The sequence below is a fragment of the Arthrobacter melezitosi genome (assembly GCF_054511055.1).
Map to the genome: position 1 here is coordinate 67,890 of NZ_JBTNDJ010000009.1, position 23,978 is coordinate 91,867.

General features: G+C 65.5%; 24 protein-coding genes and 1 pseudogene. 12 read left to right on the plus strand and 13 right to left on the minus strand.

Features of this window, described 5'->3' with window-relative positions; all coding sequences use genetic code 11:
• Window positions 1-256: 256 nt before the first annotated feature.
• Window positions 257-577 (plus strand): hypothetical protein, encoded by a 321-nt coding sequence (locus ACX80W_RS11180; RefSeq protein WP_459283245.1) that lies wholly within the window; start codon window positions 257-259, stop codon window positions 575-577.
• A gap of 221 nt (window positions 578-798) precedes the next feature.
• Here ACX80W_RS11180 and ACX80W_RS11185 read toward each other — a convergent pair whose 3' ends face one another.
• Window positions 799-1,377: a TetR/AcrR family transcriptional regulator gene (locus ACX80W_RS11185; protein WP_459283247.1), complete on the minus strand. Its 579-nt coding sequence runs from the start codon at window positions 1,375-1,377 to the stop codon at window positions 799-801.
• 146 nt (window positions 1,378-1,523) lie between these two features.
• Here ACX80W_RS11185 and ACX80W_RS11190 point away from each other — a divergent pair, with 146 nt between their 5' ends.
• Window positions 1,524-2,819 (plus strand): FAD-dependent oxidoreductase, encoded by a 1,296-nt coding sequence (locus ACX80W_RS11190; protein ID WP_459283250.1) that lies wholly within the window; start codon window positions 1,524-1,526, stop codon window positions 2,817-2,819.
• 492 nt (window positions 2,820-3,311) lie between these two features.
• Here ACX80W_RS11190 and ACX80W_RS11195 read toward each other — a convergent pair whose 3' ends face one another.
• Window positions 3,312-3,896 carry a TetR/AcrR family transcriptional regulator gene (locus ACX80W_RS11195; protein ID WP_459283252.1) on the minus strand — a complete coding sequence of 195 codons (585 nt, stop codon included), beginning with the start codon at window positions 3,894-3,896 and terminating at the stop codon, window positions 3,312-3,314.
• Window positions 3,897-3,982: 86 nt separating this feature from the next.
• Between ACX80W_RS11195 and ACX80W_RS11200 the strand changes: the two genes are divergently transcribed.
• On the plus strand, window positions 3,983-5,215 hold the full coding sequence (locus tag ACX80W_RS11200) for an MFS transporter (protein WP_459283254.1): 1,233 nt from the start codon (window positions 3,983-3,985) through the stop codon (window positions 5,213-5,215).
• Window positions 5,216-5,665: 450 nt separating this feature from the next.
• Here ACX80W_RS11200 and ACX80W_RS11205 read toward each other — a convergent pair whose 3' ends face one another.
• From ACX80W_RS11205 to ACX80W_RS11225, 5 genes and pseudogenes are all read right to left on the minus strand, one after another.
• The gene (locus tag ACX80W_RS11205; RefSeq protein ID WP_459283255.1) at window positions 5,666-6,325 is read right to left on the minus strand and encodes an arsenate-mycothiol transferase ArsC; all 660 of its coding nucleotides are present in this window, start codon (window positions 6,323-6,325) and stop codon (window positions 5,666-5,668) included.
• A gap of 34 nt (window positions 6,326-6,359) precedes the next feature.
• A complete protein-coding gene (locus ACX80W_RS11210) occupies window positions 6,360-7,736 on the minus strand; it encodes an NAD(P)-binding domain-containing protein (RefSeq protein ID WP_459283257.1) in 1,377 nt (458 codons plus the stop codon).
• A 53-nt stretch (window positions 7,737-7,789) separates the two neighbouring features.
• Window positions 7,790-8,059: pseudogene (locus ACX80W_RS11215) on the minus strand (thioredoxin-disulfide reductase); the annotation flags it as partial.
• A gap of 77 nt (window positions 8,060-8,136) precedes the next feature.
• Window positions 8,137-8,559, minus strand: a complete 423-nt coding sequence (locus ACX80W_RS11220) for an arsenate reductase ArsC (RefSeq protein ID WP_459283259.1) — start codon at window positions 8,557-8,559, stop codon at window positions 8,137-8,139.
• A 194-nt stretch (window positions 8,560-8,753) separates the two neighbouring features.
• Window positions 8,754-9,428, minus strand: coding sequence for an arsenate reductase/protein-tyrosine-phosphatase family protein (locus ACX80W_RS11225; RefSeq protein ID WP_459283260.1), 675 nt, complete (start codon window positions 9,426-9,428; stop codon window positions 8,754-8,756).
• Window positions 9,429-9,473: 45 nt separating this feature from the next.
• Between ACX80W_RS11225 and ACX80W_RS11230 the strand changes: the two genes are divergently transcribed.
• Entirely contained in the window at window positions 9,474-10,214 is a 741-nt protein-coding gene (locus tag ACX80W_RS11230; RefSeq protein ID WP_459283262.1) for an MIP/aquaporin family protein, read from the plus strand.
• 62 nt (window positions 10,215-10,276) lie between these two features.
• The gene (locus ACX80W_RS11235) at window positions 10,277-10,462 is read left to right on the plus strand and encodes a hypothetical protein (protein ID WP_459283264.1); all 186 of its coding nucleotides are present in this window, start codon (window positions 10,277-10,279) and stop codon (window positions 10,460-10,462) included.
• A gap of 100 nt (window positions 10,463-10,562) precedes the next feature.
• On the opposite strand, the gene ACX80W_RS11240 is transcribed toward ACX80W_RS11235, so the two are convergent.
• The 5 genes from ACX80W_RS11240 to ACX80W_RS11260 form a co-directional block, all read right to left on the minus strand.
• Window positions 10,563-11,237: a winged helix-turn-helix domain-containing protein gene (locus tag ACX80W_RS11240; protein WP_459283266.1), complete on the minus strand. Its 675-nt coding sequence runs from the start codon at window positions 11,235-11,237 to the stop codon at window positions 10,563-10,565.
• Window positions 11,238-11,338: 101 nt separating this feature from the next.
• The gene (pstB, locus tag ACX80W_RS11245; protein ID WP_459283347.1) at window positions 11,339-12,112 is read right to left on the minus strand and encodes a phosphate ABC transporter ATP-binding protein PstB; all 774 of its coding nucleotides are present in this window, start codon (window positions 12,110-12,112) and stop codon (window positions 11,339-11,341) included.
• A 150-nt stretch (window positions 12,113-12,262) separates the two neighbouring features.
• Window positions 12,263-13,165 (minus strand): phosphate ABC transporter permease PstA, encoded by a 903-nt coding sequence (gene pstA / locus ACX80W_RS11250; protein ID WP_459283268.1) that lies wholly within the window; start codon window positions 13,163-13,165, stop codon window positions 12,263-12,265.
• Window positions 13,165-14,118, minus strand: a complete 954-nt coding sequence (pstC, locus tag ACX80W_RS11255; protein WP_459283270.1) for a phosphate ABC transporter permease subunit PstC — start codon at window positions 14,116-14,118, stop codon at window positions 13,165-13,167. Before pstC ends, pstA begins: the two co-directional genes overlap by 1 nt.
• Before the next feature lie 50 nt (window positions 14,119-14,168).
• Window positions 14,169-15,137, minus strand: a complete 969-nt coding sequence (locus tag ACX80W_RS11260) for a PstS family phosphate ABC transporter substrate-binding protein (protein ID WP_459283272.1) — start codon at window positions 15,135-15,137, stop codon at window positions 14,169-14,171.
• Between the two features lie 839 nt (window positions 15,138-15,976).
• Between ACX80W_RS11260 and ACX80W_RS11265 the strand changes: the two genes are divergently transcribed.
• From ACX80W_RS11265 to ACX80W_RS11290, 6 genes are all read left to right on the plus strand, one after another.
• Window positions 15,977-16,243: an aquaporin gene (locus ACX80W_RS11265; RefSeq protein ID WP_459283274.1), complete on the plus strand. Its 267-nt coding sequence runs from the start codon at window positions 15,977-15,979 to the stop codon at window positions 16,241-16,243.
• Window positions 16,244-16,305: 62 nt separating this feature from the next.
• Window positions 16,306-16,656, plus strand: a complete 351-nt coding sequence (locus tag ACX80W_RS11270; protein ID WP_459283276.1) for an ArsR/SmtB family transcription factor — start codon at window positions 16,306-16,308, stop codon at window positions 16,654-16,656.
• Entirely contained in the window at window positions 16,653-17,162 is a 510-nt protein-coding gene (locus ACX80W_RS11275; RefSeq protein ID WP_459283278.1) for a GNAT family N-acetyltransferase, read from the plus strand. The genes ACX80W_RS11270 and ACX80W_RS11275 overlap by 4 nt, the downstream gene beginning before the upstream one ends.
• Before the next feature lie 1,052 nt (window positions 17,163-18,214).
• Window positions 18,215-19,558: a Na+/H+ antiporter NhaA gene (nhaA, locus tag ACX80W_RS11280; protein WP_459283279.1), complete on the plus strand. Its 1,344-nt coding sequence runs from the start codon at window positions 18,215-18,217 to the stop codon at window positions 19,556-19,558.
• 197 nt (window positions 19,559-19,755) lie between these two features.
• A complete protein-coding gene (locus ACX80W_RS11285) occupies window positions 19,756-20,709 on the plus strand; it encodes an ABC transporter ATP-binding protein (protein ID WP_459283281.1) in 954 nt (317 codons plus the stop codon).
• The gene (locus ACX80W_RS11290; protein ID WP_459283282.1) at window positions 20,709-22,328 is read left to right on the plus strand and encodes an ABC transporter permease; all 1,620 of its coding nucleotides are present in this window, start codon (window positions 20,709-20,711) and stop codon (window positions 22,326-22,328) included. Before ACX80W_RS11285 ends, ACX80W_RS11290 begins: the two co-directional genes overlap by 1 nt.
• A gap of 45 nt (window positions 22,329-22,373) precedes the next feature.
• On the opposite strand, the gene ACX80W_RS11295 is transcribed toward ACX80W_RS11290, so the two are convergent.
• Window positions 22,374-22,586, minus strand: a complete 213-nt coding sequence (locus ACX80W_RS11295; protein ID WP_459283283.1) for a hypothetical protein — start codon at window positions 22,584-22,586, stop codon at window positions 22,374-22,376.
• Between the two features lie 298 nt (window positions 22,587-22,884).
• On the opposite strand from ACX80W_RS11295, the gene ACX80W_RS11300 reads away from it, so the two are divergent.
• Window positions 22,885-23,229, plus strand: coding sequence for a hypothetical protein (locus ACX80W_RS11300; RefSeq protein ID WP_459283284.1), 345 nt, complete (start codon window positions 22,885-22,887; stop codon window positions 23,227-23,229).
• Window positions 23,230-23,978: the final 749 nt, after the last annotated feature.

A 23,978-nucleotide genomic window follows, 5' to 3' on the forward strand; every position in this document is an offset into this window, starting at 1 on the left:
TTCAGAAACACGATATGACCGTGGAGGATCGGCTGCCTGGGGCATCAAAGCTTGCTTTGCGACCGCGGACCCGTTAATAGAGGTCCGGCGGACCGTCGTCGTGCCGGCCGGTCAGCGCGCGGCAGGTCAGGGTCGGCGTGTCCATTCCCGGTCGCGATTCTCGGCCTCCTCCATTACGTGACGATTGACCGGGGTGTTCACCGGACTTTCATGCTCCGCCAACCGGTTGGACACCGCGGGAGCTTAGGCTCGGATGATGAATCCGGATATCGACCTGAGTGAGGTACACGCCCTGTCTGTTCTTCGTGCGGATAGTCCGCTGCGTGAACGTCAGATACTCATGCTGCAGCAGAGCCTTCACAATGCGGGCGTTCGCACCCTTCCCGAACGGGCCAGGGTGATTGAGGTGTGCACCGGCCGCTCGATCACCTCGTTACGGGAGATACGACAAGGTGAACTGCGTCCAATCCTCCATCACGTCCAGACCATGATGGACAAGGTCCATGTTGACCCCGAAGGGACCCTGGCTACCGTTCCTGCCCACGATCGCACCTTCGAGGCGCCCACCCCGGGGTAGGGATAGCAGAATGACGGCGGAGAAGTGGGCCGGGAATCAGGTTCCACCATGCGACGCTCAGGTCACAAGAAGCCGGCGGCGCACACCACTCCTCAACGTTGATAGCAGTCAACGCTGTGGGTGCCCGGGCAGGCGTCCGGCATGCTCGGCGTAGCCCGGCGTGGAATGCACCGATCAATCGGATGGCTTGTGTCCGGACGTGATGCTGCGAGCGTCTGGAGCTAGCGGTCGCTGGTGCCGCTGAACAGCATTGCGAGGAGAACGCGCGCGTGACGGTCCGGGGCGAGAGGCTGACCGAGGACTCCTTGCGCAAGCGCCGGGACGCCGAAGGGCAGCATGCCGGCGAACAGAAGGAGCAGCAGGAACTCGTCGTCGTCCACGTCGGGCAGGGCACCGCGGGCCCGTAAGCGTGCTGCGACAGGGGCCACGGCGGCCCGTGCGCTATTGAGACTTCCGAGGAGGTAGTCGAGGCGATCGTTACGGACTGAGCCCTCGTGGACGAGGAGCCGCGCAATGTCGGGCTGGCGTGCGCAGGCGCTAACAAAGCCTTCGATGAAGGCTGCCGTGTCCGGCTCACAGGGGCTTTCGGTTTCGGTGCGCGTGATGGCGTCCTCCAGTGGCTGGAGGGTGGCTGCGAACTCCGCGTCCGCGGCGTCCACGACGGCTTGCCAGACGCCTTGCTTAGAGCCGAAGTGGTGACGCACCAGGCCGTGGGTGACGCCCGCGGCCTCCGCAATCTCACGGGTGCCGACAGCGTCAACGCCTCGCTGGGCGAAGAGGGTACGGGCTGCTACTACCAACTTCGCTCTGGTTTCCGCGGCCACCGCATCGGGACGGCGACCGGTGGTGCGGCGGGCAACCCGGTGTGGCCGCGGAGACGTCATCGCCACATCTTGACAGAGGCAGCAACACGGGTCAACCTTTTGCTATGCGACCGGATAGCAAAATGAAGGTCGGCATTCTGGGCGCCGGGCCAGCCGGCCTCACGGCCGCTGTAGCCCTTCAGCGGTACGCGCCGCCCGGATCGGTGGACATAACCGTGCTCGATCGTTACAACAGCACCGCGGACTACCCGGGCGTGGAGTACGGCATCCAGGCCCGCGCAATGCGAGCCCTCCACCGGGTACGGGCCGACGATGCGGCCCGGCGCCGCGGTAATCCCGTCGACCGGATCGAGTTCTACAAAAGGCATGGTCACCGGCAGTTGGCGCTGCGGGTCGACCCGCGGTGGTCGATCGGTGTGATGCGCCGGGAGTTCCTTGCGGATCTGGCGTCCCTGAGCGCCGCCCCGCTGCTTCGGGGACATGACGTCAACGCCATCACGGCGGCCGACGGTGGACGAAGGGTCGAAGTCACCTTCGCGGATGGTCAGCCCGCCCGCCGCTTTGATCTTCTCGTTGCTGCCGACGGTGTGCAATCCGTCGCCCGCAGGCAGTTTTTCCCCGATGACGCGGTGACCCACGACCGCGGCTTCAGCTCCATCTACCTGCTGGTGGACGCTACGAATGCACCGGACGGCAATATGCCGCCCGGATTTTCCAGCATTGCCAACGGCCGCACGATTCGTTTCATGCGCGGCTCCTTCGCCACCGCCGCCTGGTTCCCTGCCGGCAACGGCCGACTGACACTGGCGCTTGGCTTCGATCACGCCACACGCGCACAGATCTGGGTTTCGCAAGGGCTCCCGCACGATGCTGCCTGGCAGAATCTCCCGGGCGCGCAGCGGCGGTCCCTCGCCCGGCGGATCGCTGCGGATGTTCCCGGACCCGGCGGCCTGGTTCTGCAGGCACTGGACCTCGTCGAAGATTGGGTCAGCCCGGACGTCTACCTGTGGTCAATGCGCGACAGTGATCCGCTGGCCCAGCCCTACACCGCTGGCCTGCCGGTCGTCCTGCTCGGTGATGCCGCCCACGCGTTTCTGCCCACCATTGGCATGGGCGCCAGCCTCGCCATCGAAGACGCAGAAATCTTTTCCGGCATCCTGGCACGTCACCTGGCCGGCGGCGGAAGCCCCGATGGACTCCACACCAAGGTCCTGCAACGCTTCGGGGACCAGCGGCGAGGCGTATGGCTGGACCTCATGACTCGAGCGCGTGATGCCGTGACGAACTGGCGGCACGAAACCGTCGAGCAGGGTTTCGTTCTCTCACCATTTGTACCCACCCGCGTAGGATCCGCCCTCGGGCGCGGGTACGAGCAACTTCGCGGCCGCAAACTCACCCCTACCGACCACGCCGCCTAGATGTCATCGGCCATGAGCACCGCGGTAATCGAACTGGCGTAGGGCTCCTCGCCCAGCCCGAATCCTACGGAACGCGCTGGCATTCAGCAGCCGCGATGTCGGGATAGGTCGCCGGCTCCTGAACTGAGTCAGCGGGCCGAGACGGCGCCGCGGCGGCCACCTGGAACAGGCTGGTGCATTGACCGCTCGGATAACGAGCGGTTTCCCGCGGACACTCGGACACCACTGGCGCACTGCTCCCCTGGCACGTGTGCAGGTCCCGCGCACACTGTCACCTCTTTCATGCCCCAACCTTGCTTGGAGGCAAAAAGCGAAATAATCAAGCCATGGGCTGCGTACCTGCCCTGAGTTCAATCCTTGGCACCATGCCAACAATGGGAGCCGGCATTCTTGCCCGGCTTCAGGAAACTGGTGTACCGAGAAACGGGAGCCCAGCGTGGATGTGCTTAGTCTGAACGTCCACTGCGAGAATCTCGGAATCGGCTCTACTGGCTAGCTAGGGGTACCTTCAGCTGCTTCGATAACGGCGCCTGCGATGTGAAGTCCGAGGCCAACGGCTCTTTCGGTATCCATGCCCCGGAGCAGCATTCCGAGCACCCCGGTGTAGACGAGGACAAGTTGCGCGACCAGGGCGTCTGCGTGGTCCGCGGCGACGACTGGGACTGCCAGCTCCTTCAAACGTGCTGTTAGCAGCTGCGTGTCACTGGCCAGTGCCTTCTGCAGTTCCGGTCCCGGATGAGGTGATTCAGCAGCTACCCCAAGGAACGCGCACCATCGGGCAGCCGTCACACTCCTCCGATACCGGCCGAGGGCCGGGAATACTGCCAGCAGCCTTTCCCTGGGGGTGGGGGCTTCATCGATGGCCGACTGCCACGCCTCATCCCAACGCACCAGGCGACGCTCAAGCGCCTGAGTGATCAAACCTTCCTTATTACCGAAGTGCGCATACAGGGTCGCCGGGGCCACACCCGCACTCCGAAGGATCTCGTCCACGGGCGTGGCCGCCACCCCTTGCGTGAAGGCGAGGCCCTCGGTGGCGTCAAGCAGTCGTTCCCGCGCGCTGGGGTGTACTTCCATGACTTCATCCTATAACGTTCGTTTCAATGAAACGGTCGTTACATAATGAGAACAGCGTCGCAGACCCGATCTTTACTGCGTCATCCGTGGCACTCATCGCGGCCACCTACGGCCTGGCCAGGCTCGGGTACGGTCTCTTCCTTCCCGCCTTCTCGGCGGCCTTCGCCCTCACCGCCGCGATCGGCGGCCTGCTCGCTTCCGGCGCCTCCGTCACGTATTGCATCTCGGCGGTGCTCGGATTCCGCTATGCACCGACCCATCCCCGCATGGTCGCCGTCTTGGCCGGGCTGACGGCCACCGCGGGAAGCGCAGGTATCGCTGTGGCCCCCGGCACGACGGCCTTCGTGGGTGCGGTGCTCCTCGCAGGAATGGGCGCCGGGTTCTCCTCCCCTGCCCTGGTGGAACTGGTGCAACGCAATTTCAAGCCAGCAGAGCGGGACAGGCTTCAATCGGTCGTGAACTCAGGTACTGGTTTCGGCGTCATGGCTGCCGGGACCTTCTCCTTGATACTTGGATCCTCCTGGCGCCTTGCATGGGCACTGATTGCTGTCATTTCCTTCAGTGCGATGATCGGCGTACTGCAGTCAGATACCTCCCGCGGTGGTTCCGCCCAGAGCCCCGGCCCGGGCTTCCGCCGGCCGCCGGTACCGGGGACGCGGCACCGAAGGGCCGGGCTGCGTCCGCTTCGGCGTCCAATCACCGCCGCCGTCATCTTCGGCATCGGCAGCTCCGCGATCTGGGTCCACGGCCGGACTCTTCTTGAAGACCATGGCGGAATGGCGGTCGAAACCTCTGCCGCCGCGTGGATAGCGCTCGGTGCCGGTGGAGCCGCAGCAGCACTCACCTCACCCTGGCTGGCGCGGCATGCCATCAGGACAACGTGGCCGGTTACCGTACTGGCCGTCGCACTCGCGACCGGAACGTTCGGTATCGCGCCGCACAGCACGCTCCTCAGCTTCGGGGCCGCGGCGCTGTTCGGGCTCGCCTACACCGCCGCAACATCGGTGCTCATTATCTGGGCGGCCCGGACGGCAGAAAGCAACGCCGCCGGCACGTCAGTGCTCTTCATCAGCCTCGTCCTGGGACAGGCACTGGGAGCAACACTGACCGGCGCCCTGATCGAAACACTGGAACCCGGCCCGGCATTCATCATCGCCGCGATCATCTGCGGCATCGGCGCCCTACACAGCCCTTCACCCGCCACGTCGCGACGATCCGAACCCCGGGAGGCTCCAGAACCCGGAGCGAACACTCCTGTCCGTAAAGACATCTGCCCCGGACCACAAGGTCACAACGCAGCCCGCCACACCAATCGCTAGGGCAGGTTCCAACCCCGGTGCCGCGCTGGACCCGCCCGCAAATGCGTCCGCTGATCTCCTTACGGGCACCCATCTGCGCCGTGGCGCTTTGCGCCATGCCATCACACTACAAAGGGCCCGCCATCCTGCGCGGAGTTACAGCTGAAGCTGTAATGGCGCTTCTTCCGCTGTCGGGCTCTGGTTAGAGGTCATGATGACGACGTCCATGCGTCGAGCACCTCGTCAGTGACCGGTTTGGGGTGTTCGCCGGTAACGTCGAGACCCAGTTCGGAAAGGGACTCCACCGCCTTGGACTCAGGGCGTCCCCCGAGGCGGGGCCAGCGGAGGCGGTGGTGACGGAACCGCCTGCGAGGTGATTCATCAGGCCCGCGGTGATCCAGGCGATCCCGCCGTTCTTGCGGCAGACAAAGAGCACCCCAGGGCGTTTGCGTGGGGCGGATGTTTCCTGCGTCACGGGTGTGATGGTTCCTGGGAGAGTGAATGGACCAGGATTTTCACCCGGTCGTGGATCCGGTCCCGGATGTCCCTGACGATTTCGGGGCTTTGTCCGGCCGGATCGGGCAGGTCCCAGTCCTCGTAGCGTTTGCCGGGGTAGATGGGGCAGGAATCCCCGCAGCCCATGGTGACCACCACGTCGGAGGCGCGCACCACGTCGTCGGTGAAGGGCTTGGGGTACTTCCGGGACAGGTCCAAGCCCATTTCGGACATGACGGCCACCACAGTCGGGTCGAGGTCGGCGGCGGGCAGGGAACCGGCGGAGCGGACGTGGATTCTTCCCCTTGCTTCTACGGCGAGCAGGGCTGCGGCCATCTGGGACCGTCCGGCGTTCTGCACGCAGACGAACAACACCTCGGGCACTTCGGAGGCGAGAGCTCCCTTGGAGGTGGCCAGGGCGTTGAGCCGGTCGCTGGCGAAGTGTTCGGTGGTGGCGGGCAGGAAGGTGGTGATCCTCGCGGTGCGGGCCAGGGCGGTGTAGGACTCGAAGACGTAGCGTTCGACGGTTTCGGCGGCGAAGATCCCGGTGTACCTGTCGGCGAGGCGGGCGCTGATCCGCTGCAGGAGCACGGTGTTGTCCTGCAGTCCCAGAGGGCTTTCGTGGTGCTCGTTCATGACTCTCCGATGCTCGGGTGGTGTCAGTGAAGGGTTAGCTGCTGCCGGAGCGGCCGTGGGCCAGCCCGGTGGGGTATCCGATCAGGACCGGCTCCGGCGTGGCGCAGCATCCGGGCTGCTCTGAGGCCGGCGTGGCGGCGGCGGGGATGTCGCAGCTGGTGCCGGCGTCGGTGGAGCAGACGCCGGTTTCGGGCAGTTCGAGGTGGACGGTGTCGGCGGCCTGGTGGTCTCCGGCCAGGGCGGCTGCCACGGAGCGGACCTGCTCGTATCCGGTGGCCAGCAGGAAGGTCGGGGCCCGTCCGTAGGACTTCATGCCCACCAGGTAGAAGTCCTGTTCGGGGTGGGCCAGCACCCGGGCCCCGTGCGGCGGGACGGTGCCGCAGGAGTGGAACTCCGGGTCGATCAGCGGGCCCAGCTGCACCGGGGCCTCCACCGCCGGATCCAGGTCGAGGCGCAGCTCGCGCAGGATGCCCAGATCCGGGCGGAAGCCGGTGCAGGGCACCACAATGTCGGCCTCCAGGGTGCGCCCGTCGAGTGCTTCGACACTTACCCCGGAGTCGGTGGGGGTGAGGGAGGCGATGCCGAAGCCGGTGTGCAGTTCGACCCGGCCGGCCTGAACGAGGCGCCGCAGGCGGGATCCGAGCTGGCCGCGGGCGGGCAGCCCGTCCGCGTCCCCGCCGCCGTAAACCTTCTCGGCCGACGCCCCGCGCACGGCCCAGAGGATCCGGGTGGCCGGGTCCTCTTTGGTCAGGTCCGTGAGGTTGATCAGGGTGTTCGCGGCGGAGTGGCCGGCCCCGACGACCAGGACGCGGCGGCCGGCGAACGCTGCGCAGTCCCGGCCGGTGACATCGGGAAGCGGCGCCGAGATCCGGTCCGCCGCGGCCTCCTCTCCGAGGGCGGGAAGCCCGGAGGTGCCCAGCGGGTTGCGGGTGGAGAAGGTGCCGGAGGCGTCGATGACCGCCGCGACGGTATGGTCCCGGGTTTCCCCGGTGTGGCGTTCGACGCGGACGGTGAACGGTGTGGCCTCTCGGTTCCGGGTATGGGTCTTGTCCATCCCGGCCCGGGTCACCGCGGTCACCCGGGCCCCGGTGTGCAGCCGGGCGCTGATCGCCGGCAGGGCGGCCAGGGGTGTCAGGTAGCGGTCGATCAGTTCCCCGCCGTAGGGCACGGCCGTGGGCCGGGGTGGCTGCCAGCCGGAAGCCTCCAGCAGGCGGGATGCGGCCGGGTCGAGGTTGTACCGCCAGGGCGAGAACAGCCGGATGTGCCGCCACTGCTCGACGGCGGCCCCGGCGGATTCCCCGGCCTCGAAGATCAGCGGCTCCAGGCCGTTCTCGAGCAGGTGGGCCGCGGCTGCCAAGCCGACGGGCCCGGCCCCGATCACCGCAACGGGAAGGTTAGGTGTTGATTCCATGGGGTCCTCGGTCTCATCCGGCGGTGGGGCAGGTTTCGGCGGTTCTACAGGGCTTAGGCGTGGGTGGGTTCTTCCACCAGGGCGGTGGCGATGCTGTCCGCGTCTCCGAGCGCCGCGAGGTAGCGTTCGGCGTCCACAGCCGCCGCGCAGCCGGCCCCGGCGGCGGTGATGGCCTGGCGGTAGCGGTGATCCACCGCGTCCCAGCAGGCGAACACACCGTTCAGATTGGTGACAGTGGTGGGCGCATCGACCCTGATGCAGCCCTCGGCCTCCAGCTCCACCTGACCGGCAACCAGTCCGGTGCGCGGCAGATGCCCGATGATCAGCTGCTCGGTGGTTGAGGTGGCGCTCACAGTCTGTCCCACGTGGAATCTCCTGGTGCTCCGGTCGGGGTCGGGCGTTACTTCGCGGCGGGGGTCAGGGATGCGATGAGTTCCTCGATGCGGCCCCTGATCTCGTCCCGGATCGGGCGCACGGACTCCACGCCCTTGCCGGCGGGGTCCTCTAGCACCCAGTCCTCATAGCGCTTGCCGGGGAAGAACGGGCATTCATCGCCGCAGCCCATGGTGATGACCACATCGGAGTCCTTCACGGCCTCGGAGGTCAGCATCTTGGGGACCTCGGCGGACATATCGATGCCGACCTCGGCCATCGCCGCCACAGCGGCCGGGTTGATCTTCTCCGCCGGCTGGGAACCGGCCGAGCGGACCTCGATGGCACCCTGGGACAGGCTGGTAAGGAAGGCCGCGGCCATCTGGGACCGGCCGGCGTTGTGGACGCAGACGAACAGGACGGAGGGCTTCTGGGCGGTATCGGTACTCACGGGATCTCCTGGGGGTGGTGTGAAATCGGAATGGATAAGTGGTGCTGGTTTATCCGCTCTCCGCACGAAACCGTACGCATTGATGCATGTCGATATATGGAGTATCGGACGGGGATCGATGATTGTCAATTTCTGTACCTGGGCAGCTCAGTGGCGCTCCGGGCCGCCCGTGGCGCAGGGTCACCCGGCGGCGATCAGGCGGCGTAGAGGCGCGGGGCGAGGTCATGGACGCGTCGGGAGATATCGGCAAAAGCGTCTTCGAAGGCTTCCTCGGTGTTGGACCGCAGCGGGTCGGGCACGGACCAGTGGATCCCCCGCACGGTGGGAAGCTCCTCGTGGGCGTTGTCGCACACTGTCACGATGAAGTCCCCTTCCCCTGCCACCTGGTCCAGGTCCTGCGGGGACCGCTCCGCGAGGTCGAGTCCGTGGCGGCGGGCGGCTTCGAGGGCGCCTTCAGCGATGTGGTCCGCGGGGTGCGTTCCGGCCGAGGCCGAGGGGATGGTGCTTACCTGCTGCCAGAGGGCGGCGGCCAGCTGGGACCGGGCACTGTTGCGGGTGCAGACAAACAGCACCCGCCGGACTCCGTGCCCGGCTCCGGGAATCAAACCTTCCAGGGCTCCGGAGGCGAGCCGGATATAACTACGGCGCCTGTCGGCCTCCGAGCGGCGCCTTGTCACCAGGCCCGCCTCCTCGAGGGTCCGCAGGTGATGGGCCAGCAGGTTCGAGGGCATCACCAGCTCGGCCTGAAGCTCCGTCGGGGACCAGTCCCCCAGTGTCAGCAGGTCGACAATGCGCAGCCGCGCCGGATCGGCCAGGGCGGCATGCCTGGCGGCCCGCCGACGAAGCGCCTCTACTGATTCAGTGTCCATTGACTCAACTTTGACTGAGCCAAATGGATCCGTCAAGCTGGTGCCATGACTTCCCCCCTGCCGCCATTGTGGCGCCGCGCCCTGGCCGAGTTCCTCGGCACCGCCCTGCTCGTGATGACCGTGGTCGGATCGGGGATTGCAGCCCAACAGCTCTCCCCCACCGACGTCGGGCTGCAGCTGCTGCAGAACAGCACCGCTACCGCGCTCGGTCTCACCGTGCTGATCCTTATCTTTGGCCCGGTCAGTGGCGCACACTTCAATCCGGTGGTGTCCCTCGTCGACTGGGTCCTGGGCCGGCGCCGCGGCGCCGGGCTGACCCTGACCCGGCTGGGCATCTACGTACTCGCCCAAACCCTGGGCGCGATCAGCGGCAGCGTAACCGCGAATGCCATGTTCGAGATGGCAACCACCATATCGACCACCCACCGGGCCACAGACGGACACCTGCTGGGCGAGATCGTTGCCACAGCCGGGCTCATCCTGCTGATCTTTTCCCTGGCCGCCACCAAGCGCGGAGCCCTTGCCGCACCGGCCGTGGGTGCATACATCGGGGCCGCCTACTGGTTCACCTCCTCCACATCCTTCGCCAACCCCGCAGTGACGCTCGGCCGAATCCTCAGCGATACCTTCGCCGGTATCGCGCCGGACTCGGTGCCCGGCTTCGTCGCCGCGCAGCTCATCGGCGCCGCGGTCGGCGTTGGCCTGCTCCTGGTCCTGTTCCCCTCCGACTCCAACACCGCAGAGGACGTCGCGCTGCCCCGCGATGCGGAACTGAGAAAAAGCTGACAACATTTAGGGCCGCAGGTAGTTCCCACATTGGTGTGCATCAATACGCGCATCATGGGTACATGCACCCTCAGCCCACCCTCGCCCCGGCCCCGCCCCCGGGCGACGCAACGTGCAACCCGGCGGGGCGCCCTGCCCTGGATGCCTCCCAGGCGAAGGAGCAGGCAGTGGTCTTCAAGGCGCTGGCCGATCCGAACCGGCTGCGGCTGCTCCCCCTGGTGCCCTGGAGCACATTGCTGACATCCTGACCCGGCTCTAACGAGCCGAAATCCCCTTCACCCTTGACCGCGGCGGATAAGTTGCAGTTCTCCACCGATAGCGGCCCGACTCACAACGGCCGCGGTCGGTTTAGTGGCCTTCCACTCCCAGCCGGTATCCCATTCCGCGGACTGTCTCAATATAGGTGGCTCCGCCTGGTGAGGCTTCAGCAAGTTTCCTGCGGGTGCGCGCGATGGCCATGCGGGTGCGTGTGGCCCCGCCGGCCCCGGCGTCCCTGACGTGGGCGCTGATCTCTTCAACACCCACGACGCGCGGGGCTTCCATCATCAGATAGCGCAGGACTTCGAAGTCCTTAGGTGCCAGGTCCACATGGACTCCGGTGAGGGTCGCGCGCAGGGACTGCGGGTTGACGACAAGCTCGCCGACGCGCAGCTCGACGGCCGCATCGGACCGGAACACCCCAAGCCGGGCGATAGCCGCCGCGATCTCTTCGGCGGTTGCGGGCAGAGGGATGAGCCCACGCGCACCGAGTTGCAGGCACGCGAAGCCGAGCTGGTGGCTGGCCTCGGTGCCCATGTCGCCGACGAGGACCGGGACCGCGGTGAGTTCGACCACGGTGTGAACGAACTCCTCGACCCCAATGCCCGTAAGGTCCGTTGGGGCGATCACGATCTCGGGGTGGGAGGCGCCGATGCCCACAAGGGCACTGGGGCCGTTCTGATATTGGCGCAACTCGATCCCCCGGTTGAGCAGCATCGACGGGTCGTCCTGGCAGGTCGCGGCGGAGGGCGAGTCGACGCTCACTGCGCGGCAGGGCCACCGCACGGCGAAGCTGTGCGGACGGTTACGTTCCCTGGGCTCCAAAATCGTGGGGTCACGGTCTGCTTGTTCGACCACGGCGGCGCTCACCCGAACCGGCCGGAGATGTAATCCTCGGTCCTTTGATCTTTGGGGTCTTCGAAGATTTGGGACGTCTTGCCAAATTCCACCAGTACACCGGTACGGTCCCCGGTTCCCTCATCGGCCAGGGCCGTGAAGAACGCAGTGCGGTCCGCGACGCGGGCGGCCTGCTGCATATTGTGGGTCACGATCACGATCGTGTACTCGCGGCGCAGCTCATGCATCAGGTCCTCGATGCGCATGGTGGAAATTGGGTCCAGCGCCGAGGCGGGTTCGTCCATGAGAATCACATCGGGTTTCACGGCGATGGTGCGCGCGATGCACAGGCGCTGCTGCTGGCCACCCGAGAGCCCAAACGCCGACTGCTTGAGTTTGTCTTTGACTTCTCCCCACAGGGCCGACTTGGTCAGCGCCTCCTCCACCAAGTCATCCATATTCTCGACCTTCATCCCAGTTACCCGGGGGCCGTAGGCGATGTTGTCGTAGACGGACTTGGGGAAGGGGTTGGGTTTCTGGAAGACCATGCCGATGCGTCGGCGGACCTCGATGGCGTCGACCTCGGGGGCGTACATATTGGTGCCGCGGAAGGCGATGGTCCCATCGACCCGGGCCCCTTCGATGAGGTCGTTCATCCGGTTCAGGGCGCGCAGCAGCGTCGACTTGCCGCATCCGGAGGGCCCGATGAGCGCGGTGATCTCCTTCAGCCCGAAACCCAGGTTAACTCCGGTGACGGCGCGGAAATTGCCGTAGTACAAGTCGACGTCCTTGACGCTGAGGATCGTCTCGTCCGGGGTGTCGGGCAGTTGCGCGGCGCGGCGGCGGCCGGTGAGGTGGACGGCCATGCCGGGCTGTTGATGCAGCAGCGTATGGTCCTCCAGGGACCGGCGTTCGGCGGCTGTGGGAACGTGGGAGGAGCTGTTCATGTGTTCTTACCACCGTGTCTGGAAGCGGTTGCGGATGTAGATGGCCAGGCCGTTCATCAGGACGAGCAGGGCGAGCAGGAGGATGCTCGCCGCGGCGGCGAGTTCCTGGAATCCGGCCTGGGGACGGCCGGTCCAATTGAAGATCTGGATGGGCATGGTCGTGAACCCGCTCAGGATGCCGTTGGGATCGAAGCTGACGAAGACTAGGGCGCCGAGCACCAGCAGGGGCGCGGCCTCACCGAAGGCGCGGGAGAGGGCGAGGATAGAGCCGGTGGCTATGCCGGGCACCGAGGAGGGCAGCACCTGCCGCCACACCGTCTGCCATTTGGAGGCGCCGAGGGCCAGGGAGCCCTGCCGGATCTCCATCGGCACCGAGCGGATGGCTTCTCGGGTGGAGATAATGATGACCGGCAAGATCAGCAGGCTCAACGCCAGCGCTCCGCCGATGACGATGTTCTTGTTCTGCACCCCGAGCAGGGTCAAAAACGCCAGGGCGAGCAGCCCGTACACGATCGCCGGGACGGCGGCGAGGTTCTGCACGTTCAGTTCGATGACCCGGTTGATCCACAGTTTCTTGTCGGCGAACTCCTCCAAGTGCACCGCAGCGGCGACCCCGAGCGGGATGGTCAGCACGGCCGTGGTGGCGATGACCCAGACCGAGCCCAGAATGGCCGGCCGGGCCCCGGCGCGGTCCGGCGAAGAGGCCGGGTATTCGGTGAACAGGGTGGACGTGAACTTATTGGACCCATCGATAATGGTGGTGACGATGAGCACGAGCAGGAATAGAAAAGAGAAGGCCAGGCACGCCCAGATCAGCAGCAGGAAGATCAGGGCGGCCGGGCTTTTCTCGCCGCTGTATTTGGATGTGCGGTGTCCCAGTGGTGGGACGGTGTCGATAATGGAGCGCATCAGTAGGCCTCCCTGAAGCGGCGGACGAAACGGATGCTGATGAAGTTCACCAGCAAGGTGATCAGGAACAGGAGCAGGCCCACCGCAAAGAGGGTGTCATATTCGAGGGAGCCGACCCGGGAGTCACCCAGGGCGGCGTTGGCGATGAACCCTGTCATGGTCTGACCCTGCTCGAGCGGGTTGGCCACGAGACGGGCCTGGCTGCCGGCGGCCAGGGCGACGATCATCGTTTCCCCGACGGCCCGGGAAACGCCCAAGACAATGGCTGCGACGATGCCGGACAAGGCGGCGGGGAAGACCACGCGGACGCTGGTCTGCATGCGGTTCGCGCCCAGGGCCGCCGAGCCTTGGCGCAGGGCGCCGGGGACGGCGCTCATCGCGTCCTCGGAGATGGAGGCCACGGTCGGGACGATCATCACTCCCATGACCAGGCCCGCGGCGAGGACGCTGAACGCTCCGGTCTCGAGGCCAAGCCATTCGCGCAGCACCGTGGCCTGGACGAAGGTCAGCGCGAAGTACCCGTAGACGACGGTGGGGACTCCAGCGAGGATTTCCAGAATGGGTTTGAGAACCCGGCGCAGGCGCGGACTCGCGTACTCCGAGAGGAGCACGGCCGCACCGAGCCCGAGGGGGACCGCGATCGCCAAAGCGATTCCGGTGGTCCACAGAGTCGCGGAAATCAGGGGCAGGACGCCGAAGGAGGCGTCGGCGAAACGTGGTGACCACCGGTCGCCGAGGAGGAAGTCCGTCACCGGGACTTCCCGGAAGAACCCGAGGGCCGGGATCAGCAGGGCCAGCAGGATCCCGATGGTGGTCAGCACCGTCACCGCAGCTGCCAGACGCAGCACCATGATGATGATGGCTTCCCCTGGCCGGCTTTTTCCCTTGAACGGGGATGATTGCCGGTGGCCCGGCGCACTGGCCGGACCGCCCTTTTCCTGTACGGCTGTCATAAGTGGAACCACTTCCCTCACGCTCTTGTCCTACCGGCCGAGCGGGTTCGCTAACCGATGGAGGCGAGCTGTTCTGTTGCAGTGGCTTGCTGCTCGTCGGTGAGTCCGATGAACAGTGCCGCCTCGGCGACCTCGTTGGCGTTCTCGACGTAGTAGTCCACGAAAGTCTTCACCTCCGGCTTATCCGCATAGGCGGCGTTGGCGACGTAGATGAACAGCGGGCGGCCCAGCGGTGCGTAAGTTCCGTCCTGAACGGTCTGCTCGGAAGGAGTGACGCAGCCTTCACCGTTGTCAATGTCGACGATCTTTACTGCGTCAGGGTTTTCCTCGGCATAGGACAGACCGAAAAAGCCGATGGCCCCTTCGTTGCCCTCCACGCCTTGAACGGTGACGTTGTCGTCTTCGGAGGGGCTGTAGTCGGTGCGGATCGCCCCTTCCTCACCGTTGACGGCCTCGGTGAAGTAATCGAAAGTTCCCGAGTCGGTGCCGGCACCGAACAGGGCGATTTCCTGATCGGGGAAAGACGGGTCGACCTGGTTCCAGTTGGTGACCTCGCCCTCAGAGTCCGGGCCCCAAATGGTGGCCAGCTGCTCGACGGTCAGGCAATCGGCCCAGTCATTTTCCGGGTTCACCACAACGGACAAGCCGTCGTTGGCCATGACGACCTCGGTGTAGTCGATCCCGTTGGTCTCGCATTCGGCGACTTCCTCGTCCTTAATCGGACGGGACGCATTGGAGATGTCGGTTTCACCGGCGCAGAAAGCCTTGAAGCCTCCACCGGTGCCGGAGGTCGCGACGGAGACATTGATGCCGGACTCCACGTCGCGGAACATGTCGGCGGCCGCCTCGGTCAGCGGCGCAACGGTCGATGAGCCATCGGCCACCACCGAGCCGGAGGCGGCCTCACCGCTGGCTGCGGGTCCTTCTGCGCTGTCCTGCTGTCCTCCGCAGCCACTCAGCAGGAGGGCGACAGTTGCCAGCGATACTACGCCGGCACGTCGTGTAAGAGTTTTGTGCACTGGAGGGATCCCTTCCAACGGCGGCCAAAGTGGCCCGGGTGATAGGAGAAATCGGCGGTGCCGACAGTTCAATGGAAGCCACTAGACATGAATTCCAGGTAAATATCGGAGGGACCGAGGGCGTACTTGTGAAAATTCTTGCCCCCTTAAAACCTCAGGTTTCACTCCCGGGCCCTGACGTCACTCACTGCCTGACTTGCAGGCTGCCTTATGAGCCGGGTTCCGCTTCCCTGCACACTGTGCGGTAGGACCGCCGACCGGCGACAGGACACGATCTGGAGGCCTAACGATCCTTCAGTGGGCAAATTGGGGCTGCGCCTGACAGTTTCGGCCGGGCGTGACAGGATGCAGTTTGATGGGAAAGGCCTTCGAGGTTCTGGTGTCGACGTCGTACGCACAGCTCTAACTGCTCAACGGGACGGCGGAGCTGGTGAACCCGCCGGAGGCTTTCGCCGGGCATAGCAACGGGCTGTGCGACGGAAGCGTCGACGGGACTGTCTTCCTGCGCACCGGCACCCACACCGGGCAGATCCCGGTGCGCGTGCAGATCCTCGACACCGCACCCGCACTCGGCGACTGGGAAGAAATCGTCGAAATCAGCTTCACGCCACGCGGCCCTCGCACCGCCCTGGACGGGTGGGTGGCCGACGCGAGCATCGTCTTTGACCTCCCGCACCCCCGCTACAGGTTGCGGTGGTCAGCCTCCGTTGCACCTCTGAGGACGCTCAGTACTGGCACCACCCTCCGTCAGCCGGCGGCAATTATCAAGACCACCATTGATCCCGCATCGATCGCTCCCTTGCTGGGTTCCACCCGCCCGAGAAAGGGCCGGCACAAGGATGGGTTCACGAGACGGTTCTACGCCATACATTGGCGTAGAACCGCTACAGATCTCGACGTCCTTCGCCAATCCCGCCGTGACGGTCGGACGGACCTTCACCGACACCTTCGCCGGTATCACCCCATCCTCGGGGCCCGGCTTTGTCGCCACGCAACTGATCGGCGCCGCGGTCGGCATTGGTTTGCTCCTGGTCCTGTTCTCTTCCGCTGCGGAGACCGCTGACGACGCCGCGTTTCCCCATGACAGGCAACTGACCCGAAACTGACTACACCCAGGCCGCAGCCAGCGGCCGGCATTGATGTGCATCGATACGCCATAATGGGGTGCATGAACCCTCAGCCCGCCCTCGCTCCGACCCCCGGCGAAGCAACGTGCATCCCGGCGGGGCCCGTTGCCCTGGATGCAGCCCAGGCGAAGGAGCAGGCGGTGGTCTTCAAAGCCCTGGCCGATCCGAACCGGCTCCGGCTGCTCTCCATCATCAAGGCAGCACCGGCCGGGGCGGTCTGCGTCTGTGACCTGACCGACCCGCTGAACCTGAGCCAGCCCACCGTGTCCCACCACCTGAAGGTGCTTCTCGACGCGGGCCTGCTGCAGCGTGAAAAGCGCGGCATCTGGGCGTACTTTTCCCTCACCCCCGGCGCTCTGGACGACGTCGCCGGCAGCCTCGCGCAGCTATGACCGTGGCAGCAGTCCGCCCCATGCGTGAGGAGGACTGGCCGGCCGTCCGATACATCTATCAAGAGGGCATCGACACCGGCCACGCCACCTTCGAGGCAGAGGCGCCGGACTGGGACGGGTTCGATAGGTCCAGGCTGGCCCGGCACCGCTTCGTCGCCGAAACCGTGGACGGCAGAATCCTCGGCTGGGCAGCCGTCTCCCCCGCATCCGCCCGTCCCGCCTATTCCGGAGTCGTCGAACACTCCGTCTACGTCGCCGCCGACGCCCGGGGGCGTGGCGTGGGCTCAGCGCTGCTGCGCGCCCTCACCGAATCCACCGAAGGAGACGGAAATTGGACCCTCCAGGCGAGCATCTTCTCCGAAAATGAAGCCAGCCTGAAACTCCACCTCGCCGCCGGTTACACGATCATCGGACGCAGGCACCGCATCGCCCGCATGACCCACGGACCACTGGCAGGACACTGGCGGGATACCCTGCTCATCGAACGGCGATCAGAGGCCCCCTGACACCGGACTGGGTGGGCTGACCAGTGGGCACGGCCCCCGTGGCCCCGAACCGGTCGGGTTCCCCTGATGGCTATGTCGCATCTCCGAGTCGTGTCCGCAGGAGGTCCCGGTCTAGTGCTGGCTTGGATTGATACTCCGGGGTTGATGCTTCGGCCGAACTGCCCGGCGAGGAGGATGACCAGGTCAGAAATACCCACCACAGTCATGCAGCTAACCCGCCGCTCCCCCATGAAGTAGTAAGAACGCCCAAACCGGGCTCCGCGAGAGAAAGGCGGCACTCAGCCCCCAGGAAAACTCCAACCTCGCCACCAGACCCGGCACCCGGACCGCAGAATTGCGCGGCTGTCCACAGTCAGAGAGCAAAAGGGCCTCTGACTAGGGGAAACACGTGCCCGAAGTGGGACTCGAACCGGACTCCAGCCCCTGCGAATACTGGGCTCCTCAGGAAACATATGCAATCCGGCCCAGTCCGACCGATGTACGACCCGATCCGAAGCCCCAGGTGTGGACACTGTCCACACCCCCGTTCTTCCCTGTCAGGAGCCTTCCCCACGACTGCCGCACCCCGCACTGACAGGGTGCGGCGCTTCTCTGCCGTGAAGAATCCGATCCCGCGGCGTGATTCAACCGCGGCCGTGACCGGGTGCCCGCGCTCGTTACCGAGTCCCGGGCGCGCCGCACGACAGGCACGGTTTCCAAACTCTCCATCACGACGTCACCTCCCCTCCACCCATTCATGTTCCGACCGGCCGACAACTGCATGACCGTTCCTCTCGGTCCGCCGAATCGGCCAGATGCCATCCCGACGCTTGAGACGCGCCGCCCATACTGTGCAGATATTGGTGATCGCTTCCGCACCGCGATGGGTGTGCTTCGTGTGAGGGACGCCGTCGCCGCCGAGCGACTCATCGAGCCGGCCAAGTTGCTCCCATGGCGTGCGGCGATCCGGCAGAACCCGTCCCTCGAAGGACGCGGGCCGGTAGACTGGCTGGAGGCGAGCCGGGAAGTCTGGTCGGCATGTTCTTTGTCGAGCCAGTGTTTAGGACACCGTCATGAGTAAAGACCCGTCAGCTGCCCCGCGTCCGTCCGTCTTGGGACGGGGAAGCTATGGCGAAGTGCTGCGGATCGGGGAGATCCTTCGTAAGGAGACCGTGGGCGGCATCCTGCTCGTCGCCGCAGCCGTTATCGCCCTGGTGTGGGCCAATTCGCCGGCTTCCGACAGTTATTTCGCGTTGCGTGACTTCCGCATCGGGTACGAACCGTGGCATCTGGAACTCAGCCTCGGCGCGTGGGCTGCCGACGGATTGCTGGCCATCTTCTTCTTCCTGGTGGGGGTGGAACTTAAACGTGAGTTCGTCGCCGGAGACCTCCGCCAATTCAGCAGATCCGTGGTGCCCATCGCGGCGGCGGTGGGAGGCGTGGTGGTCCCCGCGGGGATTTACGCCCTGATCAACCTCGCCAGCCCTGAAACCCTGCGGGGCTGGGCCATCCCTACGGCAACTGACATCGCCTTCGCCGTCGCGGTACTGGCGATCATCGGCTCGCACCTGCCCAGCGCGTTGCGGATCTTCCTGCTGACCCTGGCGGTGGTCGATGACCTCATCGCCATCACCATCATCGCGGTCTTTTATTCGAGCGACATTCAGGCCGGGCCGCTTCTGCTGGCGCTGGTTCCGCTGGCGCTGTACACCTTCCTGGCCCAGAAATACCGCCGCTTCTTCGGCACCAGGCCCGCTGCGGCGTGGTTGATCCTCCTTCCGCTCGGCATGATCACCTGGGCGCTGGTACACGCCTCCGGCATCCATGCCACCGTCGCCGGAGTGCTGCTGGGCTTCGCCATCCCCGTGATCCGGTCCCAGGCCAGCGGGGGCCCGGCGGCGGGTCCTGGCCTGTCCGAGATTTTCGAGCACCGGTTCCGGCCGATTTCCGCCGGCATCGCGGTCCCGGTCTTTGCCTTCTTTTCCGCCGGGGTCGCCGTGGGCGGCTGGGACGGGCTGGTCTCGGCTTTGACCGATCCTGTGGCCGTCGGCATCGTCCTGGCCCTGGTGGCGGGGAAACCGGTCGGGATCCTGGGCACAACCTGGCTGCTGACCAAGGCCACCCGGGCGTCCCTGGACAAGTCCCTGAAATGGATTGATGTGTTCGGGGTGTCCCTCCTGGCCGGCATTGGCTTCACGGTGTCACTCCTCGTGGCGGAACTGAGTTTCGGGCACGGCAGCATCCATGATGATCACGCCAAGGTGGGGATCCTCGCCGCGTCCCTGCTGGCGGCACTCCTGGCGACGGTGGTGCTCGGAATGCGGAACCGCCGGTATCGTGCCCTGAAAGCCGAGGAAACCATCGATACCGACCGGGACGGCATCCCGGACGTGTACGAAGAGGACCACCAGCAGTGAGTCGACCCGTACCCAGCACGCTGCGTTGACGGGCGGGTCCGGGCACCACGCTTCTACGCTTCCCTGAAGGGTTGTCCCGGACGTAGGCTATGGCTCGGAGAGCCGGGAAGCCTGGTCGGCCCGCATGCGGAAACGCCTGCGGCATGCCTTGGCGACCGCCTTGGCGTGTTAGCTGCGACCACGGAACGGATCCCGTCATGCACCCAGACTCATCTCCCGTCATCTCCACCACCCGACTTGTGAAGAACTTTGGACATACCGCCGCGCTTGCGGGCCTTGACCTATCGGTGCTGCCGGGTGAGGTCCACGGATTCCTGGGGCCGAACGGGGCAGGGAAGTCCACCACCCTCCGGATCCTCCTGGGACTGATCCGCCCAACATCGGGAACCGCCCGCGTGTTCGGCATCGACCCGTGGGCTGAGCCGGTGCGGGCACACCGGGAGGTTGCCTATGTCCCGGGGGACGTGACGCTCTGGCCCAATCTGACCGGCGGTGAGGTCATCGACCTGCTAGCCGGGCTGCGCGGCGGCGCGGATGAAAACCTGCGACGGCAGCTCATTGAGGAGTTCGCCTTCGATCCCCGGAAAAAGGCGCGGACCTACTCCAAGGGCAACCGGCAGAAGGCTGCCCTGATCGCGGCCTTCTCCCGCCCCGCCAGGCTCTACCTGCTGGACGAACCAAGCTCTGGCCTGGACCCGGTAATGGACGCCGTGTTCCGCCGCCATGTCCGCCGCGTCACCGAGGACGGGGCCACGGTGCTGCTGTCCAGCCACATCCTGGCCGAGGTGGAACAGCTCTGTGACAGGGTGACCATCATCCGGTCAGGGGTGGCCGTGGAATCCGGGACCCTGGCCGAACTCCGGCACCTCACCCGCACCCGCTTCCGGGTCATATCGTCAGCGAAACCTCAGGTGCTGTCCACGTGGCGGGGCATCCACAACCTCCGCGTTGACGGGACATCCATGGAGTTCGACGCCGACGCAGCCGACCTGGGATACGTCCTGGAGGCTTTGGCTACAGCAGGCGTCACAGGCATCACGGCCGCTCCTCCTTCCCTGGAGGAGCTGTTCATGCGCCACTACGGCGTGCAGGATGCGGGTCAGGCCGCCGGCCAGGCGGACCACAAGAACCAGAAGAGCCAGGTGCTGTGATGCGCGCCGTTCTCCGGCTGGCCCTGCTCCAGGCGCGCAGGGACCGCGGAACCCTGGCCGCCTGGATCCTGGGCATCGCGGGCCTAGGCTACGCGGCCGCCACCGCCGTCACCACACAGTTTGGCGAGGACAATGAGCGGGCCGCCCTGATCTCCGTGGCGGCTGCCAGCCCGGCGTTCCTGTTCCTCCGAGGGCTGCCCGACGGCATCAGCCTCGGGGCTGTCACCTTCTTCCAGGGCTATTCATTCACGGCGGTGCTCGCCGGGCTGATGAGCGCATTCCTGGTGGTCCGGCACACCCGCGCGGATGAGGACCAGGGCCGGTTTGAGCTGGTCGGTTCCACCCAGGTCACCCGGGTGACGCCCCTGTACGCAACCCTGCTCCTTGGCACCTGCGCGAACGTGGTCCTTGTCCTGGCTGTTGCCGCCGGATTCATCGGTGCCGGCCTCCCGGTCCAAGGATCGTTCCTGGCGGGAGCAGCAGTTGGCGCTGTAGGCCTGTTCTTCATGGCGGCCACCGCACTGGTGGCGCAGGTGATGCCCTCCGCCCGGAGCGCCAACGGTACAGCCGCCGCACTGGTGGGCGGCGCCTACCTGATCCGTGGTGCCGGTGACGCCCTCGGCACAGCCGACCCGTCACTGCTGCACGTCACCGCCGCCTGGCCCTCACTGTTCTCACCCATCGGCTGGGGCCAGCGCATCCGCCCCTTCACCGAGACGGACACGCTGCCGTTGGTGGTCATCGGGGCAGTTGCCGTGGTTCTGGCCGCGGGTGCCGTGATGCTCCGCAACAGCAGGGATCTCGGCTCCAGCTACATCGCTGCGAACGAGTCGGGCGCCGAACGGGCGGGAGCCGGCCTGGCATCGATGCTGGGCCTGACGTGGCGGCTGCAGCGCGGAAGCCTGGCCGGCTGGTGCCTCACCACTGGTGCGATGGGTGCCGTGGCCGGAGGTCTAGGCCCGGTGGTCCGCGACGCACTCGAAGGAAATCCCTCCGTGGCGGAACTGATGAGCCGCATCGTCCCCGGTGACGCGGGCCTAGTGGACCTGTTCACCACCGCCATGCTGGGCATCGCCGGGGTCCTCGCCGCCGCCGCGGGCATCGAAGCCGTACTGCGGCTCCAGACAGAAGAGGCGGAGGGCCGGGCCGAACTGCTGCTGTCCGTGCCGGCGTCGCGATTCCGCTGGCTGGGCAGCACCCTCGCCGTCGCAGCAATCACGACGATCGCCGTTGCCGTTGCCGCCGGGGCCTCCGCCGCCGTCGTGCTCGCCCTTACACAGGCAGGGGGCAGCAGCCCCGGCATTGTGTTTGCCGCTGCCTTGGCGCACATCCCGGCAGCACTCGTCTTCCCCGCCCTGACAGTGCTGGTGTTCGCACTAGCACCCCGTTGGAGCAGCGCCGTCGGCTGGGGCGCCTTAGCCGCCGCGCTGGTACTTGGACAGTTCGGAGAACTGCTCGGTCTGCCGGTGTGGCTTCAGGACCTGAGCCCGTTCCGACATTCATCGGCCATGCCCGTAGAGGCCTTCAACCCCGAAGGAGCCCTGATGATGGCAGGCATCGCCGTCGTTGCCGCGGCAGCCGCCTGCAGCCTGATCAGGCATAGAGATGTGGCGGCCTGAGAGCGGCGCTGGTGGCACCAAAGAACTCTATTTGCACGCCGGGACCTACCCACCGCGCCGGTGCCACGGATTCACTCCCCGGCCGTCCCCGCCCGGCTGGGTAGGGACCGCCCCCCGTTCGCCGGTGACGAAGTGCGCGACGCGGCGGGCGAACAGAATCACGGCCACGATGACCCCGACGCCGACGCCGATGGCCAGCTTTTGCGTGGCGACGGTGCCGATCACGGTGGCGGCCAATTTTTTGGGCGGGGTATACACGAATCAAGGTCATCAGGTTCTGTGTGGGACTCTCAATGTTGGCGCGGCTCCGAGATAATGTTGCGGTGGAGGAACCGCTTACGGGCGGAAAGATCAGGTCGCCGAAGGGCCTAACCCGTCTCGCTCCACTCCTCACTTCTTACTTGGCCACATCTCGGCACTACCCCTGATTGCCTGAACAGGAGGGCAGACTTATTCGAAGGTGACGCACGCCTACGATTGACCTAACGCCTGGCGGGATGATCAACGTACCGCCGCCGATCCTTATCTTTAGGGGCAACTCATCAAGACGATTCGGATGATCAAGAGGTTCGGAAGAGAGATGCCGCAACCCGTACGGGCCCTCTGGTGGGCGATACTGCCAATGCTTCTTCTGGGTGTCCTGCTTGTCTCGCTGACGGGTGCAAATTGGACTATACGCAGTGCTCTTGCTGCGGCGGGGGTCATGGTGGTTATTCTCGGTTTTTGTGTCTTTCGAGATATCAATGACGCCGCTACAACATGGTCGCGCCTGTATAAAGAAGGCCGTGGCATCTCTCCTATGCACTTCACCTTCGCAGATGTCGGCACCATCAAAGGCATGGGGTTCTTCTATATGGTCATCGGCATTTTTTGGATTGGTATCGCCCTCTTTGGGCAGTGAAAGCTAGTTGCACTCAACCCAGGTCCCTAGAGCAATCCACACCGTGCAGGTGGTCGCGCCATACCGCATACGCTCGCCCGCCGGCTTACGGGCGCATCCTCTGCCGGATCGCGAGGTCACCCATCTAGCTCCAACGCAAGAATGCCGGGCATATGCTCAGGTCTTCGCAGGCACGAGGACGTTAGCCGCACCGTGGTTGGGCATGAAATGATTTGCAGTATCGGCGGAGCCGGCCTCCCCAGACTGATCTGGTGTCCTCTCGTGGAGGGCGTTGTACCACGTGCAGTCCTGACGATTGCAGTGACTTCCTGTGCGTAGAAGGATCGGCATACGGACAGCGCGCCAGACAGAATTCGTGCTGGACTTCGACCGATACGATGATCACCAAATTCACACATAAATTCAGACGTCTTCCACTAGTCCTCATGGTCTTGTGGACTGACCAACTCGCATCAGGAGACTAGAGCAATCGCATGGCTGACCAGCTAGACAACGATCGAGCCAAGAAGCGTGACGCCCGCGCGCAAGCAATCTCACTTATACTCATGCTCCTCCTCGGGGGTTTCTTCGCCATCTACAAGTACTTCGACGTCGTATCGGATTACTCAATTCTCTTCGACCTAATGATGGGGATAGCTCTTCTCAGCGCCCTAGCCGCGATAGCACTATGCATTGGGCACTACGGGCGCTGGATCACTCAGGCTCCGAGGATGGCTTCTCGTCGTCTAGGTATTGCTGTGGGAGCTTCC

Bases quoted from the DNA above. Each gene is read 5' to 3' on its own strand.
- ACX80W_RS11270 (WP_459283276.1), top strand. From the start codon at position 16,306: ATGAACCCTCAGCCCGCCCTCGCTCCGACCCCCGGCGAAGCAACGTGC.
- ACX80W_RS11205 (WP_459283255.1), bottom strand. From the start codon at position 6,325: ATGAACGAGCACCACGAAAGCCCTCTGGGACTGCAGGACAACACCGTG.
- ACX80W_RS11210 (WP_459283257.1), bottom strand. From the start codon at position 7,736: ATGGAATCAACACCTAACCTTCCCGTTGCGGTGATCGGGGCCGGGCCC.
- ACX80W_RS11275 (WP_459283278.1), top strand. From the start codon at position 16,653: ATGACCGTGGCAGCAGTCCGCCCCATGCGTGAGGAGGACTGGCCGGCC.
- pstA (WP_459283268.1), bottom strand. From the start codon at position 13,165: ATGCGCTCCATTATCGACACCGTCCCACCACTGGGACACCGCACATCC.
- ACX80W_RS11265 (WP_459283274.1), top strand. From the start codon at position 15,977: ATGGGTTCACGAGACGGTTCTACGCCATACATTGGCGTAGAACCGCTA.
- ACX80W_RS11290 (WP_459283282.1), top strand. From the start codon at position 20,709: ATGCGCGCCGTTCTCCGGCTGGCCCTGCTCCAGGCGCGCAGGGACCGC.
- ACX80W_RS11180 (WP_459283245.1), top strand. From the start codon at position 257: ATGAATCCGGATATCGACCTGAGTGAGGTACACGCCCTGTCTGTTCTT.
- ACX80W_RS11285 (WP_459283281.1), top strand. From the start codon at position 19,756: ATGCACCCAGACTCATCTCCCGTCATCTCCACCACCCGACTTGTGAAG.
- ACX80W_RS11230 (WP_459283262.1), top strand. From the start codon at position 9,474: ATGACTTCCCCCCTGCCGCCATTGTGGCGCCGCGCCCTGGCCGAGTTC.
- nhaA (WP_459283279.1), top strand. From the start codon at position 18,215: ATGAGTAAAGACCCGTCAGCTGCCCCGCGTCCGTCCGTCTTGGGACGG.
- ACX80W_RS11235 (WP_459283264.1), top strand. From the start codon at position 10,277: ATGCACCCTCAGCCCACCCTCGCCCCGGCCCCGCCCCCGGGCGACGCA.
- ACX80W_RS11300 (WP_459283284.1), top strand. From the start codon at position 22,885: ATGATCAAGAGGTTCGGAAGAGAGATGCCGCAACCCGTACGGGCCCTC.
- ACX80W_RS11190 (WP_459283250.1), top strand. From the start codon at position 1,524: ATGAAGGTCGGCATTCTGGGCGCCGGGCCAGCCGGCCTCACGGCCGCT.
- pstC (WP_459283270.1), bottom strand. From the start codon at position 14,118: ATGACAGCCGTACAGGAAAAGGGCGGTCCGGCCAGTGCGCCGGGCCAC.
- ACX80W_RS11195 (WP_459283252.1), bottom strand. From the start codon at position 3,896: ATGGAAGTACACCCCAGCGCGCGGGAACGACTGCTTGACGCCACCGAG.
- ACX80W_RS11225 (WP_459283260.1), bottom strand. From the start codon at position 9,428: ATGGACACTGAATCAGTAGAGGCGCTTCGTCGGCGGGCCGCCAGGCAT.